We start from the raw sequence: 17484 nt of genomic DNA, 5'->3' as shown, positions 1-17484 counted from the left end.
TTACAGCAGCGCTTCGATATCCCCGGTGATCGCCTCGGGCTTGGTCAGCGGCGCATAGCGCTTGACCACGTTGCCGTCGCGGCCGATCAGAAACTTCGTAAAATTCCACTTGATCGCCTCGAGACCGAGCAGTCCCGGCGCCTCGATCGTCAGATAGCGGAACAGCGGGTGCGCGTTCGGGCCGTTCACGTCGATCTTGTCGAACATCGGAAACGTCACGCCGTAGTTCTTCTCGCAGAAGCTGCCGATCTGCGCGGCGTCGCCCGGCTCCTGCTTGCCGAACTGGTTGCACGGAAAACCGAGCACCGCGAGCCCGCGCGCCGCGTACGCGTCATACAGTTTCTGCAAGCCCGCGTATTGCGGCGTGAACCCGCATTCGCTCGCGGTATTGACGATCAGCATCACTTTGCCTTCGTACTGCGCGAGACTCGCTTCCTCGCCGCCGAGCGTGCGTGCCGAAAACGAAAAGATCGATGTCATGTGCCCTCCCGTAAAAGCCGTCAGTCTATGCCAAAAGCGCTGCCGATACAGTCGGCCGGATGGCCGATGAGCGCTGCGCGCGAAGTGACAGACGGGCAATCGGCGCCGCGCGCCCGGCAACGCGCCGGGCAGTCTAAAATAGCGGTTTTCTTCAGCCGGCCACGTCGTGATCCGCTTCAATCAGTTCAGCCTCGCGCGCGGCACCAAGCCGCTTTTCGACAACACCACGTTCACCTTGAACCCCGGTGAAAAAGCCGGCCTCGTCGGAGCGAACGGCGCGGGCAAGTCGACGCTGTTCGCCGTGCTGCTCGGCGAGCTGCATGCGGACGGCGGCGATTTCTCGATCCCGCCGACCTGGCGCATCGCGCACGTCGCGCAGGAAACGCCCGCCGTCGACAAAACCGCCCTCGCCTACACGCTAGACGGCGACGCCGCGCTGCGCGACATCGAAGCGCGCATCGCTTCGGCCTCCGCAGCGCACGACGGCGCGGCAGAAGCCGAAGCGCACGCCGCGTTCGCCGACGCCGACGGCTACACCGCGCCGGCTCGCGCCGAAGCGTTGCTGCTCGGCCTCGGCTTCACGCTCGACCAGACCCGCGAGCCGGTCAGCAGCTTCTCGGGCGGCTGGCGCATGCGCCTGAATCTGGCGCAGGCGCTGATGTGCCGCTCCGATCTGCTGCTGCTCGACGAACCGACCAACCACCTCGACCTCGACGCGATCGTCTGGCTGGAAGATTGGCTGAATCGCTATGCAGGCACGCTGATCGTGATCTCGCACGACCGCGAGTTTCTCGATTCCGTCTGCAACGTCACGCTGCATCTCGAGAACCAGCAGATCAAACGCTACGGCGGCAACTACTCGCAATTCGAAGTGCTGCGCGCGCAGCAGATCGCGCTGCAACAGAACGCGTACGAAAAGCAGCAGCGCACGGTCGCGCATCTGCAAAGCTACATCAACCGCTTCAAGGCGCAGGCCACCAAGGCGCGTCAGGCGCAAAGCCGGGTGAAGGCGCTCGAGAAGATGGAGCTGATCGCGCCCGCGCACGTCGGGTCGCCGTTCACGTTCGAGTTCCGCACGCCCGACTCCGCGCCGAATCCGATGATGGTGATGGAAGACGTGCGCTGCGGCTACCATGCCGAAGACGGCAGCGAGATTCCGATCGTCGAGCGCGTGACGCTGTCGATCCAGAATGGTCAGCGCATCGGCCTGCTCGGCGCGAACGGCCAGGGCAAGTCGACGCTGATCAAGACGCTCGCGGGCACGCTCGAACCGTTGAGCGGCCACGTACGGGAAGGCAAGGGTCTGCGCATCGGCTACTTCGCGCAGCATCAGCTCGAAACGCTGCGTCCGGACGACACCCCGTTGCAGCACCTCGCGCGTCTCGCGCCCGATACGCGCGAGCAGGAGCTGCGCGACTTCCTCGGCAGCTTCAACTTTTCCGGCGACATGGCGACCGCGAAGATCGCGCCGTTCTCGGGCGGCGAGAAGGCACGCCTCGCGCTCGCGCTGATCATCTGGCAAAAGCCGAACCTGCTGCTGCTCGACGAGCCGACCAACCACCTCGACCTCGAAACGCGCCACGCGCTGACGATGGCGCTCGCGCAATTCGAAGGCACGCTGATCCTGGTCTCGCACGACCGGCATCTGCTGCGCGCGACGACCGATCAGTTCATGCTGGTCGCGAAGCATCGTCTGCAGGAATTCGACGGCGATCTCGACGACTACCGCGACTGGCTGCTGCAGCATGCGGCCGAGCAGCGCGCCGCGCTGAAGGCCAATGCTTCCGGTGCGTCGGACGCAGCGTCCAACGGCGCGGCAAGTGGCGACAGCAACGTCAATCGCAAGGAACAGCGCCGCCTCGAAGCGGAAACGCGGCAGAAGCTCGCGCATCTGAAGAAGCCGCTGCAAAGCCGCATCGCGAAGATCGAAAGGGAAATGGACGCACTCAACGCGGAGAAAGCGACGCTCGATACATTCGTCGCCGATCCCGCGAGTTACGAACCGGAGCAGAAGAGCAAGCTGACGGAGTCGATCCGCCGTCAGGCAGACGTGCACGCGCGCCTCGACACGCTCGAAGCCGAATGGCTCGAGACGCACGAGGAACTCGAACAGATCGGCTAGCGGCACCGCGCCGGCATCCACGGGAGCTTGGCTTTGTCATTTGCGAATTCATCGTCCGGGTTATCGGCCCCAGAATCCGTAGCTGCATCGGCAGCCGATGCGCCGCCGTTGCAAGGACTGCGCGTGCTCGACCTCACGCGTCTGCTGCCGGGTCCGGTGGCCGCGCTGCGCCTCGCCGAGCTCGGCGCCGATGTGCTGAAGATCGAGGCGCCCGGCGCGGGCGACCCGACTCGCACGATGATGCAGTCGTCGAGCGATCGTGTCGCGGGCCGACCCGGCGCGTTTTACCGGATGGTCAATCGCGGCAAGCGCGAGACGCGCCTCGACCTCAAGTCCGAAGCAGGACGCCAGGTGCTGCGCGCACTCGCGGCTGAAGCCGACGTGCTGATCGAGAGCTTCCGGCCCGGCGTGATGGAGCGGCTCGGCCTCGGCTACGCGACGCTCAGCGCAGCCAATGCGCGGCTCGTCTATTGCGCGATCAGCGGATATGGCGCGAGCGGTCCGTTCGCGGACCATGCCGGCCACGATCTGAATTACATCGGCTATGCAGGCGTGCTCGATCAACTGGCGAACCGCGACGGTGCGCCGATCCTGCCGAACTTCCAGATCGCCGATCTGCTCGGCGGCGCATTGAGCGCGGTCACGCAGATTCTCGCGGCGCTCTGGCATGTCGCGCGAGGCGGCGCGGGCCGCTTCGTCGATGTATCGATGACGCACGCGAGCTATGCGCACAACTTCGTCGCGCAGGTGTCGCTCGTCAACGAAGGTGCGGCGCCCGCCGCGGGCAGTGGTCTGTTGAACGGCGGCGTGCCCTGCTACAACCTCTACCGCACCAGCGATGAACGCTGGCTCGCGGTCGGCGCGCTCGAATTGAAGTTCTGGGAAACGCTGTGCATGGCGCTCGATCGGCCGGAATGGGCGACGCGTCACTGGAGCCTGGGTCAGGCGATCGGCGGTCCCGATGCCGTGGCACTCATTCAGGAAGTCGCCAATCTGATTGCGACGCGCACGCTCGGCGAATGGGTGGAATCGCTGGAATCGCTCGATTGCTGCGTGTCGCCGGTGTTGACGCCCGCTGAAGCGGCGCAGCATCCGCTGTTCAATCCGCACGCGTATGCGGCGGTGGCCGCGAGCGCCGCCGACTCACACGACGACGGGGCCTGATGCGCGTGGCGCAGCCGCGACGCGGGCGCAATGAAGATCAAGGCCCGCTCAATCGAAAAACCCGCCGCCGTCAACGCCGCGTCGGCGTCTGCCTCGGCAGCGTTTGCCGCGGCGACTTTTCGTCGTCGTACAGCAGGTGCTTGCGGCCTTCCACATGGCGGCTGATCGTGGCACGCACTTCGGCGGCCGTTACGTCTTCGGCCACCACCCGCCGCGAGATCTGGCCCGCGGTGTCGATCCACTCGACGATCCGGCAAGCGCCGCCCCACGGCTGATGAATCGGGGCGGAGACCCGGCAGCCGCGCACCTGGATGTTATGGTGGGCAGCGGTTTCACGAGACTGTTTCAAGGCGCGATCCTTTTTCGAGCATCAGACGGGATGCATATCATTACAGCTTAGAAAAAAGGTATGGCGACCAGGTTACAGCCAATATGAAGATATTTACCGGGCATTACGGTACCGCAAGCGTACAAAGTACTTGCGAGCCGTCCCTGCCCCCGTCTATTCGAGCGTGCGGACGCGGTCGATGGCCTGTTCGATCCGTTCGACCGCAACGACCTGTAAGCCTTCGATCGGCTGTTTCGGCGCATTGGCCTTCGGAATCACCGCCACCGAGAAGCCGAGCTTGGCTGCTTCCTTCAGGCGCTCCTGACCGCGCGGCGACGGCCGGATTTCGCCGGCGAGGCCCACTTCGCCGAATACGACGAGCCCCTTCGGCAGCGGCTTGTTGCGCATCGACGAATGGATCGCGAACAATACCGCGAGGTCGGCGGCGGGCTCGGAGATCTTCACCCCGCCCACCGCGTTCAGGAACACGTCCTGATCGAAACAGGCGATGCCCGCGTGCCGATGCAGCACCGCGAGCAGCATCGCGAGCCGGTTCTGTTCGAGGCCGACCGCAAGGCGTCGCGGATTTGGCGCGTTGGCCGCATCGACGAGCGCCTGCACTTCGACGAGCAACGGCCGCGTGCCTTCCTGCGTGACGAGCACACATGAGCCCGGCACCGACTGCTCGTGCTGCGATAAAAACAATGCCGACGGATTCGCGACGCCGCGCAAACCACGCTCGGTCATCGCGAACACGCCGAGTTCGTTGACCGCGCCGAAACGGTTCTTGATCGCGCGCACGAGACGGTACGACGAGTGCGTATCCCCCTCGAAATACAGCACCGTATCGACGATATGTTCGAGCACGCGCGGACCTGCGAGCGCGCCCTCTTTCGTCACGTGCCCGACCATGATGATCGTCGTGCCCGACTGCTTGGCGATGCGCGTGAGTTGCGCCGCGCACTCGCGCACCTGCGCGACCGAGCCCGGCGCCGATGTCAAAGCATCCGAATAGACGGTCTGGATCGAATCGATCACGGCGACTTCAGGCCGTTGCTCCGTGATCGTCGCCTGAATTTTTTCGAGCTGGATTTCCGCGAGCAATTGCAGCTCGCTTGCCTTCGAGCCGGGTTCGAGCAACGCCAGCCGTTGCGCGCGCAACGCGATCTGCGCGCCAGATTCTTCGCCGCTGATATAGAGCGCGCGTTTGTCCGCCGCGATTTCCGCGAGCGATTGCAACAACAGCGTCGATTTACCGATGCCCGGATCGCCGCCGATCAGCACCACGCCGCCCGGCACGAGGCCGCCGCCGAGCACGCGGTCGAATTCGCTGACGCCGGTGGAAAAGCGCGGCACGTCCGACGCGTCGATGTCGGCGAGGCGCCGTACCGGCGTGCTCTTCGCGAGCGACTGGAAACGGTGACCGGACGGCACCTCCGCGACCGATTCGACGAGCGTGTTCCACGTCTGGCAGGACGGGCATTGACCGGACCACTTCGGCGACTGTCCGCCGCATTCCCCGCAGATGTACAACGTCTTCGCTTTCGCCACGCGTTACTCCGCCCGAACCGGCACACGCGGCGCGACCGCGCACATCAGCTCGTAGCCGATCGTGCCGCAGGCCTGCGCGACGTCGTCGATGGGCAGCGCGGTGCCCCACAATTCCACGCGCGAGCCGACGTTGGCGGTCGGCACCGGGGTCAGGTCGACGGTCAGCATGTCCATCGACACACGTCCAACGATCCGTGTGCGCACGCCATCGACGATCACCGGCGTGCCTTCCGGCGCGACGCGCGGATAGCCGTCCGCGTAACCGCACGCGACCACGCCGATGCGCATCGGAGCGCGCGCAGTGAACTTCGACCCATAGCCGACCGAGCTGCCTTCGCCGAGCGTCTGCACGGCGATCAGTTCCGACGCGAGCGTCATCGCGGGCTGCAGGCCCGTGCCGTCGATCGCGGCCGTCACGCCGGACGGCGACGCGCCGTACAGGATGATGCCCGGACGCACCCAGTCGAAATGCGCTTCCGGATGCCACAGCGTCGCGGCCGAATTCGACAGACTGCGCGCACCGGCGATGCCCTGCGCGCCACGCTCGAACGCCTCCATCTGATGCGCGATGCCGCGCTCGGCATCGGCATCGGAAAAATGCGTCATCAACGTGATCTGGCCGACGCCCCGACAGGCGCGCGCACGTTCCCACGCGGCACGGAATTTTTCGACCGTGTAGCCGAGCCGGTTCATGCCGGTGTTCATCTTCAACTGAATATTGACGGGTTTCGACAGACGCGCCATTTCGAGCATGCGCAGCTGCTCGTCCGAATGCAGCGCCGTGGTCAAACTGTAGCGGTCGATTACGTCGATGTCGGTCGGCCGAAAAAAGCCTTCCAGCAGAAGAATTGGGCCCGCCCAGCCCAATTCACGCAACTTCACCGCTTCTTCGAGGTCCAGCAGCCCAAAGCCGTCCGTAGCGCGCAAACCGGGAAACACGCGCGCGAGGCCATGCCCGTAGGCATTAGCCTTGACGACGGCCCAGATTTTCGATTTCGGCGCATAGCGCCGCGCGACAGCGAGGTTATTGGCGAGAGCAGCGGTATGAATCGTGGCGGAAAGGGGGCGCGGCATGGGATTTTTTCGTAAAGACACTTGCGAATCAGCGGCCTACAGGGCGTTTTCAGCGCTCGGCGGCCCGCTGGGCGGTGCGATCAAGGATTCTGCTAGTCCGAATTCAGCTATTTTCATGATATAAAGCCGTGCGCACAACCCATTTCGATCGGCATAAGCCCGGACACATGACAAACGGCCGGGGCGGACAGACCGCAGCGAGGACAGCATCGCATCAGATGAAAAAAGGTTTTTACACCATCATGGCCGCGCAGTTTTTTTCGTCGCTGGCCGACAATGCGCTTCTGATCGCTGCTATCGCTCTGCTGAAAGATCTTCACGCTCCGAACTGGATGACGCCGCTGCTCAAGCTGTTTTTCGTGCTGTCGTACGTCGTTCTTGCCGCCTTCGTGGGCGCATTCGCCGACTCCCGTCCGAAAGGACGCGTGATGTTCATCACCAATACGATCAAGGTGGTTGGCTGCATAACGATGCTGGTCGGCGCGCATCCGCTGATTGCGTACGGCATCGTCGGCTTCGGCGCGGCGGCCTACTCGCCCGCCAAATACGGCATTCTCACCGAACTGTTGCCGCCTGACCGGCTCGTTGCCGCGAACGGCTGGATCGAAGGCACCACGGTCGGCTCGATCATTCTCGGCACGGTGCTCGGCGGCGCGCTGATCAGCCCGCATATCGCCGCGCCGATTCTCAAATGGCACGTCCCCTCCGTGAACACGCCCGCGGAAGCCGCGATGCTCGTGATCATGGCCATTTACGTGATCGCCGCGCTGTTCAATCTGCGCATTCCCGACACCGGCGCGCGCTATCCACGACAGGAGCACGGGCCGATCCGCCTGATCACCGATTTCGCCGACTGCTTTCTCGTGCTGTGGCGTGACAAGCTCGGACAGATTTCGCTCGCCGTGACGACGCTGTTCTGGGGTGCGGGCGCGACGCTGCAATTCATCGTGCTGAAGTGGGCCGAAGTGTCGCTGGGCATGTCGCTGTCCGAGGCGGCGATCCTGCAGGCGGTGGTCGCGGTCGGCGTCGCGTTCGGCGCGATTTTCGCGGCTTCGCGTGTGCCGTTGAAGAAGTCGCTGTCGGTCTTGCCGGTCGGCATCATGATGGGTATCTCCGTGATGCTGATGGCGTTCTACACGCGCGATCTGTTTCCCCCGCATTGGGGCGTGTATTTTGGCCGCATGCACGTGTCGGGCTATCTGATTTTCGCGTATATCTTCCTGATGTTCGTGGGCGGCCTGTCGGGCTTTTTCGTCGTGCCGATGAATGCGCTGCTGCAGCATCGCGGGCACGTGCTGCTGTCGGCGGGCCATTCGATCGCCGTGCAGAACTTCAACGAGAATCTGTCCGTGCTCGTGATGCTGTGTCTGTACGCGGTGCTCGTGTGGCTCGACGTGCCGGTCACCGTCGTGATCGTGCTGTTCGGCACCTTCGTCTGCCTGATGATGTGGCTCGTGATGCGACGCCATCAGGCGAACCAGCGCGCCTTCGATTCGGTCGCGCTGATCGGCGAAGCCAAGCACTGATCGGCTGCGCCGGGCCGGCCGCGGCACACACGAGCGCGCCCCCCTTCTTCCTCGCTCGACCATGACTCAATCGATTCCCAATGTGCTGACGATCGCCGGTTCCGACTCCGGCGGCGGCGCCGGCATCCAGGCCGATCTGAAGACCTTCTCCGCGCTCGGCGCCTATGGCGCGAGCGTGATCACCGCGCTGACCGCGCAGAACACGCGCGGCGTGACCGCGATTCACGCGCCGGACCCGGGCTTCGTCACCGCGCAGCTCGACGCGGTGTTCGACGACATCCGCATCGACGCGGTGAAGATCGGCATGCTCGCGAATGCGCCGATCGCGCGTGCGGTCGCCGACGCGCTGCGCCGTCATCGGCCCAAACACATCGTGCTCGACACGGTGATGATCTCGAAGAGCAATCACGCGCTATTACTACCCGATGCGGTCGCGGTGGTACGCGACGAACTGCTGCCGCTCGCCGATCTGCTGACGCCGAATCTGCCGGAAGCGGCCGCATTGCTGGGCATGCAACCCGCCGCCGACGAAGCCGGCATGGTCGAGCAAGGCGAAGCGTTGCGCGCGCTCGGCGCGCGCGCGGTGCTGATGAAGGGCGGCCATCTGAGCGCGACCGATAGCCCCGACTGGCTCGTGCAGGAAAGCGGCACGCTGCGTCTCGGCGGTCCGCGCGTGCCGGTGAAGAACACGCACGGCACGGGCTGCACGTTGTCGTCGGCGATCGCGGCCTTGATTGCGCAGCGCGACGATCTCGCTAGCGCGGTCGCCGATGCGAAGGTTTATCTGACGGGTGCGTTGCAGGCGAGCGAGCGGCTCGACGTCGGCCACGGCGTGGGGCCGGTGCACCACTTTCATCGGTGGTGGTGAGCGACGTCATTGCTTCGCGTAACGCCGCGCGTGCTCGGGCCAGTCGTTGGGCACGATAAAACCGCGCGAGCGTTCAAGTACCCGCCCCGTGTTGTCTTCGATGAATCCGGCGACCATCGTCGGGCTGTGTTGCGGTGAGATCTGCGCGGCGAGCGTGTTGGCCTCGACGTACCACGTGTCGTCCGCACCGGCTTGCGTTCGATATTGCGGCGCGAGCCATTCGAGCCGCGGCAACACCCCCCACCTGTGCGCATGCGCGCACGCGAAAGCCGGCCAGTCGCGATGCGTGACCCACCAGCCCCGACCGTGCGCGGGATCGAGTTCGGCAGGATCGGTCGGCATCTCGCCATGCCGGTAAAACAGCCAGCCTTTGACGAACATCTGCGGCGTCCACGCGCCCGCATAGCCCGTCGAGGCAAATTCCTCGCGTGCGCTGAGCGGCAACTGATGATCGAGCAAATGCGCGAGCTTCAGATCGAGGCGGTCTTTCAGATTGGGGCCGACGTAATCGGCGAGACGCGCCGCCTCTGCCCCATTCGCATCGCCCGCATGCAGATAGCACTTCACGGCAAGTTCCCAATGCAGTCGCGCGCCCTGGCGCGTGCGCACGAGAAAATCGCATTCACCGAGCGTGAGGCCCGCATGTCGTAGCGGCACACCCGCCGCGATCAGTTGCGTCGCCGGTCCATGACGAAGGAAAAAGCCCAGCAGGCGTTCGGCGTAGCGGCCAAGGCGCGTGATACGCGTTGCCGCGAGATCCTGACGCAGAAGTGCCGGCGCGGCGTCGAGCGCGCGCAGCCAGTCGAGCGTGGCCTGCAATTCCTGCGGTGTGCCGAAAGGATCGGCGAGCGCGCCTGTGGGAAGCCGAGGGCGCAACAGATCGGAACTGAGCAGCAGCCACGCGAGATCGCGGACAGCGGGATCGCGCAGCGCATCGACTGAAGCATCGCCACGCAAACCCAGCAAGGTATCGAGAAGCGCCGCGCGGCTGACAAACGCGGCGGGTATGCGCGCCGCCGGTCCCTCGGGCATCGTCACTTTGATTCGTTCGACGGCACGCCGCCGTTCGCGAGCCACGTGGCACGCGCGAGGCACAGATCCGCCCAGGCCTTGGCCTTGTCGGGCAGGCTACGCAGCAGATAGGCCGGGTGATAGGTGACGATCACCGGTACGCCCTCGTACGTGTGCACGCGGCCGCGCAACGACGAAATGCTCGCGTCGGTCTTGAGCAGACTTTGCGCGGCGAAACGGCCGAGCGCGACGATCAGCTTCGGCTTCACGAGCGACACCTGACGCTGTAGATAAGGTTCACAACGCGCGACTTCGTCCGGCTGCGGATTGCGATTGCCAGGCGGCCGGCACTTGATCACGTTCGCGATATACACGTTGGTGCCGCGCGCGAGCGCGAGCGAGTGCAGCATGTTGTCGAGCAGCTTGCCGGCCTGGCCAACGAACGGTTCGCCTTGTCGGTCCTCGTTCTCGCCGGGGGCTTCGCCGATCAGCATCCAGTCGGCCTCGCGATCGCCGACGCCGAACACCGTGTTCGTGCGCTTCTCGCACAGCCGGCACGCCTCGCATCCGGCGACGCGCTCCGCGAGCGCGTCCCAGTCGAGTGTGTGGATAGACGGCAGCGCGGGCGCGTCGCGGCGCGCTTCGGCGGGCGCGGAGGCCGATGCGGTCGGATCGTCGAACCACGCGAAGTCGTCCTCGGAAGGGGCGTCGAAAGTCGGCGGGGCTGAAAAGTCAGTTTGCGGTTCTGATGTTTCGCGCCGCGCTGCAGTTTCGTCGAAGCGCGGCGTGGATTCGCGCTGCACTTGCGGCGGCTGCACCTCGGCGGACGCGCGCAGCGGTTCGCGCGAGGTGTGCGTCGCAGGCTCCGCGCGACGCAAGTCTTCCGCGTGTTCCCGCGGCGACTGCAACGCATCACTTTGCCCGGCCTCCTCTCGCGCCGCGAGTCCGCGACGCACCCACAACGGCGCGAGTCCGAATTCTTCGAGCACCGATTCATGCAGCGCCATCTGCGCCCTCCGTGGCTAACGACAGACGCATCACGATCGCGTCCTCCCGGCCGCGATGCCGCGCCGGATAATAATTTTTGCGCCGGCCGATCGACGCGAAGCCGAAGCGCTCGTACAACCGGATCGCCCGACGATTCGACGGCCGCACTTCGAGCAGCAGCCCCTCGAGCCTCTCCGCGTGCGTGATGCGCACCGCCTCGCGCAGCAGCGCGAGGCCTGCGCCGGCGCCTTGTGCTTGCGGCGTGACGCACAGATTCAGCAGATGCATTTCATCGACGACTGGCATCAGCACGCAGTAGCCGATCAACGTCCCCGTCACGTGACGCAGACAGACGCCGAAATAGCCATTGCGCAGCGAGTCGCCGAAGTTGCCGCGGCTCCACGGAAACTCATACGCAAGTTTCTCGATCGCGGCGACTTCGTCCAGGTCGCTTTCGGTCATCGGCGACATGTAGCGGTCCGTGAGCAGCACACCGCTCATGGGCGCGCCTCGTCGTGGGACGGTTGGCCGGAGCCGCCATCGGGTGCGTGCTGCGCGGACTGCTCGGCGCTATGAGCCGCTTTCGCTGATTTCGCCGCTTTGTCGGCCATGCGCTCTGCGGTCGTCTGCGCGACCTTGTCGCGCACGTACTCGGGTGCGGCCTGATCGGCGCGCACCGTGCGGCCCGCATGAAATGCGCGCAGCGCCGCGTACGCGAGCGGCAACGCATGCGGCAACGCTTGGCCATCGACGCTCCGCGCGGCCGCGACCGCCGGCAAGCGCTCGCCGAACGCGGCGGCCGCGTTGCCGGCGAGTGTGAACGGCACGTCGGGCAGCACGAGCCGCTCGGGTGCATCGAGCGTCGCCGCCTGCACGGTGCGCCATTCGTGTTGCGTGTCGTCCCACGCGTAGTCGGCCCAGTAGATTTCGTCCATGCGCGCGTCGAGCGCGGCGAGCACGCGCGTCGTCGACGGATCGCGCAGGCGGGCGCTCTCCGCGCACGCGAGCAGCGTGCCGATCGGTACGACCGGCAGGTTCAGGCCGAACGCGAGGCCTTGGGCGACGCCGGTCGCCGTACGCAGCCCGGTGAACGAACCCGGACCCGAGCCGAACGCGATCGCGTCGCAATCCGCCAGCGTGAGGCCGGCTTCGTCGAACAGTTCGCGGATCGCCGGCAGCAGGCGGGTACTGGACACCGCGCCGGTTTGTTCGTGACGAACCCAGACGCGCGGTTCGGCGCGGGGCTGACCGGCGGCATCGACGGACGCGGACACGAGCGCCGCCGAGCAGAATTCGGTCGATGTATCGAGGGCAAGGAGCACTGTTTGAGTCATGGACCGTATTGTAATCGGCGCGGTGCGTCTCAATCGTGGTTTGCGCGGCCGCGCTGCCCGGCTTCGCGGCCGTCATCGTTTGGAATAAGCCCTCGGTCCCGGGGCGGCGGGCAATTGCTATGATTTTCGGCCGCTCTCATCTATCCCGCCACGCGGGCCAAACGACCATGACCGACATCACTTCCCAGTTCGAGCAAGCCCAGCAAGACGTCAAGCAACTGCCAGAGCGCCCGGGCAACCTGACGTTGCTGCGTCTCTATGCGCTCTTCAAGCAGGCGAGCGAAGGCGACGTGCACGGCGACAAGCCGGGCTTCACCGACATCGTCGGCAAATACAAGTACGATGCGTGGGCGGCGCTCAAGGGCACCACGCAGGACGCTGCGAAGCAGCAATACGTCGAACTCGTCGAATCGCTGAAGAGCGGCACCGCGGCCTGAGTTTCCGGCGCGCCAATCATCTGCCGAAATAGCCGTCTGGCAATGCTGCGACCGCCTCGCGGCGGTTTCGGACACGAAGCTCCGGCCCGCCGCCCTCACTCGCCTACTTCATTCCGGCACTTTCTTCTGTCGGAATTGCCTGAATGGTGGCGCAGTGCAGCAAATGTCGCTATAATGCCGCCTGCGCTTCACTGCTTTGCCCGTTTTTTCCAGCGGTCCTCGCGGCGCAGCGTCCATAGCGTTTGCTCCAATCCAGTTTAGAACCTGTCCCCTTCTGCCTAGCCCGCTCCGGGCTCAAGTCCCAGGCTGGCGACTCGCCATGTTGGCACGTCGCATCCGATACAGCTTCTAACGAAAAACTCGCCTTCATTGTCGCGAGTTGCCCCCGTTTTTCGATTTGCTCGCTGCTGTTTTGCTCGCTGAATCCGACGACTTGGGTATGCCGATTGGCGTTGACGTTTTCATCCGATGAACCACCCAGGATCGTTTTCAAGGATTCACATGACTTTGAGCAACACCTCCAGCAGCCCGTTGAACGCCGTCGCCGACGAAGCACTCGGTCTTTCGCCCGCCGCTCCCGAAGCCGCCGCGCAGGCTGACGCCAAGCCGACCTTCGCGTCGCTCGGCCTGTCCGCGGACGTCGTCTCCGCGCTGACCGCCGCCGGCTACGAGCACCCGACGCCGGTGCAGCAACGCGCGGTGCCGGCAGCGATCGCCGGCCGCGATCTGCTGGTTTCGAGCCCGACCGGCTCGGGCAAGACCGCCGCGTTCATGCTGCCCGCCATCGAGCGTTTCTCGCAGCTGCAAAAGACGCAGGCGAGCCAGCCGCGCGAACCGCGCCCGGCCGACGGTGGCCGCGGCCGTCGTCCGCAGCCGGTCGCGCGTCCTACCATGCTGGTGCTGACTCCGACCCGCGAACTGGCGATGCAGGTCACGACCGCCGCCGCGACGTACGGCAAGCACCTGAAGCGCCTGCGCACCGTCAGCATTCTCGGCGGCGTCGCTTATGGCCAGCAGCTGATGCTGCTCGCGAAGAACCCTGAAATCCTCGTCGCGACGCCGGGCCGTCTGATCGACCACCTCGAGCGCGGCCGCATCGATCTGTCGCAACTGCAGATCCTCGTGCTCGACGAAGCCGACCGCATGCTCGACATGGGCTTCATCGACGACATCGACACGATCGTCGCCGAAACGCCGGCTACGCGTCAGACCATGCTGTTCTCCGCCACGCTCGACGGCAAGATCGGCTCGCTGACCGGCCGTCTGTTGAAGGACCCGGAGCGGATCGAGATCGTCCAGCGCTTGGAACAGCGCACCAACATCGCGCAAACCGTCCACTACGTCGACGACCGCGATCACAAGGACCGTCTGCTCGACCATCTGCTGCGTGACGACGGCCTCGACCAGGCCATCGTCTTCACGGCCACCAAGATGGACGCCGACCAGCTGGCGGGCCGTCTGGCCGACGCCGGCTTCGAATCGGCCGCGCTGCACGGCGACCTGCCGCAAGGCGCGCGTAACCGCACGATCCGCGCACTGCGCGAGCGCCGCGTGCGCGTGCTGGTTGCGACCGACGTCGCCGCTCGCGGTATCGACATCCCGGGCATCACGCACGTGTTCAACTACGACCTGCCGAAGTTCGCCGAAGACTACGTGCACCGCATCGGCCGTACCGGCCGTGCGGGCCGCTCGGGTATCGCCGTGAGCCTCGTGCATCACGCCGAACAAGGCGCGTTGAAGCGCATCGAGCGCTTCGTGCGCACGCCGCTTCCGGTCAACGTCGTCGAAGGCTTCGAGCCGCGCAAGGCGCCGCCCGCGGGCAATGGCCGTCCTGGCTTCGGCGGCCGCGGCCGTCCTGGCGGTGGTAATGGCCGTCGCTTCGGCAGCGGCTCGGGTAAGCCGGGCGGCTACGGCGGCTCGCGCAACGGTAACGGCACTGGCAACAGCAACGGCGGCGGCTGGGGCAACAAGTCGGCCGGCGGTTCGCGCGAAGGCTTCGGCTCGCGCGAAAGCCACGGCGGTTCGCGCGAAGGCTTCGGCGGTGGCTCGCGTGACGGCTACGGCGCGCGCCGCAACGACGGTCCCCGTTCGGCACGTCGCGGCAGCTAATAGCGACCCACCTGACCGACCGGATGGCTTCGCGCCGTCCGTGACACTGAAGAAAACCGGCGCTCGGGCGCCGGTTTTTTTTCGTCTATCGACTGCCCGCCCCAAATTTCACGATGTAAAAAATTTTTTTGCGTCGTAAAAAATCATGCTGCAAGGCACAAGAAGGACTATTGCAACAGGGGAAATATCGTTTCTTATCGCGAAACGCAGGCATCAAGTCATTGATTTTATATAAAAATAAATATTGGAAAAACGCTTTGCGGCGTCTATTGCGCGTCCTTCGATTTGCCTAGACTCTTATATAAGACTTCACGAAACAGAACGCCTCTCCGGGCCCGACGCTTCGAGAAGACAGAGTCACCCATCCTCCATAACTGGCATCGAAGGAGCACATCATGACCATGACCCGCGAACAGCAAGTGCAGCAACTCAAGCAGCAATGGGAAACGGACCCGCGTTGGAAAGGTGTCAAGCGCACCTACTCGGCCGACGACGTGGTGCGTCTGCGCGGCTCGGTGCAACCTGAGCACACGCTCGCGAAGCGCGGCGCGGAAAAGCTGTGGGCCGCCGTCAACAACGAGCCGTTCGTCAACTCGCTCGGCGCGCTGACCGGTAACCAGGCGATGCAGCAGGTGAAGGCTGGTCTGAAGGCAATCTATCTGTCGGGCTGGCAGGTCGCGGGCGATGCCAACGTCGCCGGTGAAATGTACCCGGACCAGTCGCTGTATCCGGCCAACTCGGTGCCCCTGGTCGTCAAGCGCATCAACAACACGCTGACGCGCGCCGACCAGATCCAGTGGTCGGAAGGCAAGAACCCGGGCGATGAAGGCTACGTCGATTACTTCGCGCCGATCGTGGCCGACGCGGAAGCCGGTTTCGGCGGCGTGCTGAACGCGTTCGAACTGATGAAGGCGATGATCGAAGCGGGCGCGTCCGGCGTGCACTTCGAAGACCAACTCGCATCGGTCAAGAAGTGCGGTCACATGGGTGGCAAGGTGCTCGTGCCGACCCGCGAAGCCGTCGCGAAGCTGAGCGCCGCGCGTCTGGCCGCCGATGTGTCGGGCGTGCCGACCGTGCTGCTCGCCCGCACCGACGCGGAAGCCGCCGACCTCGTGACCTCGGACATCGACGACAACGACCGCCCGTTCCTGACCGGCGAGCGTACCGTCGAAGGCTTCTACCGCACGAAGCCCGGTCTCGAGCAGGCAATCTCGCGCGGCCTCGCCTATGCGCCGTACGCAGACATGATCTGGTGCGAAACCGGCAAGCCGGACCTCGAGTTCGCCAAGAAATTCGCCGACGCGATCCACAAGGAGTACCCGGACCAACTGCTGTCGTACAACTGCTCGCCGTCGTTCAACTGGAAGAAGAACCTCGACGACGCGACGATCGCGAAGTTCCAGCGCGAACTCGGCGCGATGGGCTACAAGTTCCAGTTCATCACGCTGGCCGGCTTCCACGCGCTGAACTACTCGATGTTCAACCTCGCGTACGGCTATGCGCGCAACCAGATGACCGCGTTCGTCGAAATGCAGCAGGCGGAGTTCGCGGCGGCCGAAAAGGGCTTCACCGCGGTCAAGCATCAGCGCGAAGTCGGCACCGGCTACTTCGACGCGGTCACGCAGACGGTCGAGCGCGAAGCATCGACGACCGCGCTGCACGGTTCGACGGAAGACGAGCAGTTCTTCGACAAGAAGGTCGCCTGAGATCAGCCAGTCGGGTTATGCAGTCCCGTGGCCTGAGCGCAGGAACGATCGGCAAACGTCGAGCGGCGCCACCAGAGTGCCGCCGACGCAGGGAGGGCCGTGCCGTGCTGGATTGGCAGGAGCGTCAGCGCGAACGCCGACGGCCGGAGAGTCTCAAAGAAGCCAGCACGCGGCAAGCGTGCGGCGAACCTGAACGCGCCGGCAGCGCCGCCGGCGCGCTTTTTTTCGAAGGCGGTGCATGCCGGCACGCTGCCGGCAGTGCCAAGCGATTCAGCGATAGACGATCACAGGAATTTTCGTATGCGTGAGCACGCGCTGCGTTTCACTGCCGATCAACAGGCTGCCGAGTCCGCGCCGCCCATGCGATGCCATGAAGATCACGTCGCAGCGCCCCTGCTCGGCCGCTTCGATGATGCCGAGATACGGCGCCGGATGCACGCTCGTGCGGCTCTCGACACTGACGCCGACGCGGTGCGCCGCATGCTCGACTTCGCGCAGATGCACGCGCGCCTCGCGCTCGCTGCGTTGCAGGAACTCGCCAGGCGGTTCGACCACGACATCGGAGAACGGCGAGTACGGATATTGCGGCAGACAGGCGTATGCGGTAACGCGGGCGCCCACGGCCTGCGCGAGGTCGATCGCGCCCGCTATCGCCTTGCGTGACAGATCTGAACCATCGGTCGGAACCAGGATGTGCCTGAACATGATCCCCTCCGTCGCCGGCTGCCCGCAGCACGGCGTCAGCGTCCAACAAAGCCCAGGGTGCAGGCTGCTCGAAACGATTGTA

The 17484-nt window shown here is 65.0% G+C and carries 17 protein-coding genes; 7 read left to right on the top strand and 10 right to left on the bottom strand.

Going from position 1 to position 17484, the window contains the following annotated elements; all coding sequences use genetic code 11:
• Positions 1-480 carry a glutathione peroxidase gene (locus tag HDG37_RS15545; RefSeq protein WP_090800611.1) on the bottom strand — a complete coding sequence of 160 codons (480 nt, stop codon included), beginning with the start codon at positions 478-480 and terminating at the stop codon, positions 1-3.
• Between the two features lie 166 nt (positions 481-646).
• Here HDG37_RS15545 and HDG37_RS15540 point away from each other — a divergent pair, with 166 nt between their 5' ends.
• Both HDG37_RS15540 and HDG37_RS15535 read left to right on the top strand, forming a co-directional pair.
• Complete coding sequence (locus HDG37_RS15540) at positions 647-2602, top strand: ATP-binding cassette domain-containing protein (RefSeq protein WP_184049082.1); 1956 nt, start codon at positions 647-649, stop codon at positions 2600-2602.
• A gap of 108 nt (positions 2603-2710) precedes the next feature.
• Positions 2711-3766: a CaiB/BaiF CoA-transferase family protein gene (locus HDG37_RS15535; RefSeq protein ID WP_184049079.1), complete on the top strand. Its 1056-nt coding sequence runs from the start codon at positions 2711-2713 to the stop codon at positions 3764-3766.
• Positions 3767-3836: 70 nt separating this feature from the next.
• Here the strand turns inward: HDG37_RS15535 and HDG37_RS15530 are convergent, their stop codons facing one another.
• The 3 genes from HDG37_RS15530 to alr form a co-directional block, all read right to left on the bottom strand.
• Entirely contained in the window at positions 3837-4115 is a 279-nt protein-coding gene (locus HDG37_RS15530) for a DUF2866 domain-containing protein (RefSeq protein ID WP_090800615.1), read from the bottom strand.
• Positions 4116-4268: 153 nt separating this feature from the next.
• Positions 4269-5645 (bottom strand): DNA repair protein RadA, encoded by a 1377-nt coding sequence (radA, locus tag HDG37_RS15525; protein ID WP_184049076.1) that lies wholly within the window; start codon positions 5643-5645, stop codon positions 4269-4271.
• Positions 5646-5648: 3 nt separating this feature from the next.
• Positions 5649-6719, bottom strand: a complete 1071-nt coding sequence (alr, locus tag HDG37_RS15520) for an alanine racemase (protein ID WP_184049073.1) — start codon at positions 6717-6719, stop codon at positions 5649-5651.
• 218 nt (positions 6720-6937) lie between these two features.
• Between alr and lplT the strand changes: the two genes are divergently transcribed.
• Both lplT and thiD read left to right on the top strand, forming a co-directional pair.
• The gene (gene lplT / locus HDG37_RS15515) at positions 6938-8245 is read left to right on the top strand and encodes a lysophospholipid transporter LplT (RefSeq protein ID WP_184049070.1); all 1308 of its coding nucleotides are present in this window, start codon (positions 6938-6940) and stop codon (positions 8243-8245) included.
• 61 nt (positions 8246-8306) lie between these two features.
• Positions 8307-9113: a bifunctional hydroxymethylpyrimidine kinase/phosphomethylpyrimidine kinase gene (gene thiD / locus HDG37_RS15510; RefSeq protein ID WP_184049067.1), complete on the top strand. Its 807-nt coding sequence runs from the start codon at positions 8307-8309 to the stop codon at positions 9111-9113.
• A 6-nt stretch (positions 9114-9119) separates the two neighbouring features.
• Here the strand turns inward: thiD and HDG37_RS15505 are convergent, their stop codons facing one another.
• Genes HDG37_RS15505 through tsaB form a run of 4 tightly spaced genes read right to left on the bottom strand, consistent with a single transcriptional unit; the run spans position 9120 to position 12445 of the window.
• Entirely contained in the window at positions 9120-10151 is a 1032-nt protein-coding gene (locus HDG37_RS15505; protein ID WP_409260131.1) for a DUF1853 family protein, read from the bottom strand.
• Positions 10148-11131: a uracil-DNA glycosylase family protein gene (locus HDG37_RS15500; RefSeq protein WP_184049064.1), complete on the bottom strand. Its 984-nt coding sequence runs from the start codon at positions 11129-11131 to the stop codon at positions 10148-10150. The genes HDG37_RS15505 and HDG37_RS15500 overlap by 4 nt, the downstream gene beginning before the upstream one ends.
• Positions 11118-11612: a ribosomal protein S18-alanine N-acetyltransferase gene (gene rimI / locus HDG37_RS15495; RefSeq protein ID WP_184049061.1), complete on the bottom strand. Its 495-nt coding sequence runs from the start codon at positions 11610-11612 to the stop codon at positions 11118-11120. Before rimI ends, HDG37_RS15500 begins: the two co-directional genes overlap by 14 nt.
• Positions 11609-12445 (bottom strand): tRNA (adenosine(37)-N6)-threonylcarbamoyltransferase complex dimerization subunit type 1 TsaB, encoded by an 837-nt coding sequence (tsaB, locus tag HDG37_RS15490; RefSeq protein WP_184049058.1) that lies wholly within the window; start codon positions 12443-12445, stop codon positions 11609-11611. The genes rimI and tsaB overlap by 4 nt, the downstream gene beginning before the upstream one ends.
• Positions 12446-12612: 167 nt before the next feature.
• Between tsaB and HDG37_RS15485 the strand changes: the two genes are divergently transcribed.
• On the top strand, positions 12613-12882 hold the full coding sequence (locus HDG37_RS15485) for an acyl-CoA-binding protein (protein WP_184049055.1): 270 nt from the start codon (positions 12613-12615) through the stop codon (positions 12880-12882).
• A gap of 169 nt (positions 12883-13051) precedes the next feature.
• Here the strand turns inward: HDG37_RS15485 and HDG37_RS15480 are convergent, their stop codons facing one another.
• Positions 13052-13375, bottom strand: a complete 324-nt coding sequence (locus tag HDG37_RS15480; RefSeq protein ID WP_184049052.1) for a hypothetical protein — start codon at positions 13373-13375, stop codon at positions 13052-13054.
• Positions 13376-13383: 8 nt separating this feature from the next.
• On the opposite strand from HDG37_RS15480, the gene HDG37_RS15475 reads away from it, so the two are divergent.
• Positions 13384-14991, top strand: a complete 1608-nt coding sequence (locus tag HDG37_RS15475) for a DEAD/DEAH box helicase (RefSeq protein WP_184049049.1) — start codon at positions 13384-13386, stop codon at positions 14989-14991.
• A 401-nt stretch (positions 14992-15392) separates the two neighbouring features.
• On the top strand, positions 15393-16697 hold the full coding sequence (aceA, locus tag HDG37_RS15470) for an isocitrate lyase (protein ID WP_184049368.1): 1305 nt from the start codon (positions 15393-15395) through the stop codon (positions 16695-16697).
• A gap of 270 nt (positions 16698-16967) precedes the next feature.
• On the opposite strand, the gene HDG37_RS15465 is transcribed toward aceA, so the two are convergent.
• Entirely contained in the window at positions 16968-17402 is a 435-nt protein-coding gene (locus tag HDG37_RS15465) for a universal stress protein (protein WP_090800630.1), read from the bottom strand.
• Between the last annotated feature and the right edge of the window lie 82 nt (positions 17403-17484).

It is taken from the genome of Paraburkholderia sp. MM5384-R2 (genome assembly GCF_014201025.1).
GTDB lineage: Bacteria > Pseudomonadota > Gammaproteobacteria > Burkholderiales > Burkholderiaceae > Paraburkholderia > Paraburkholderia tuberum.
Note: the sequence above shows the minus strand (reverse complement) of the source record. Positions and strands in the feature narration are given on the sequence as shown.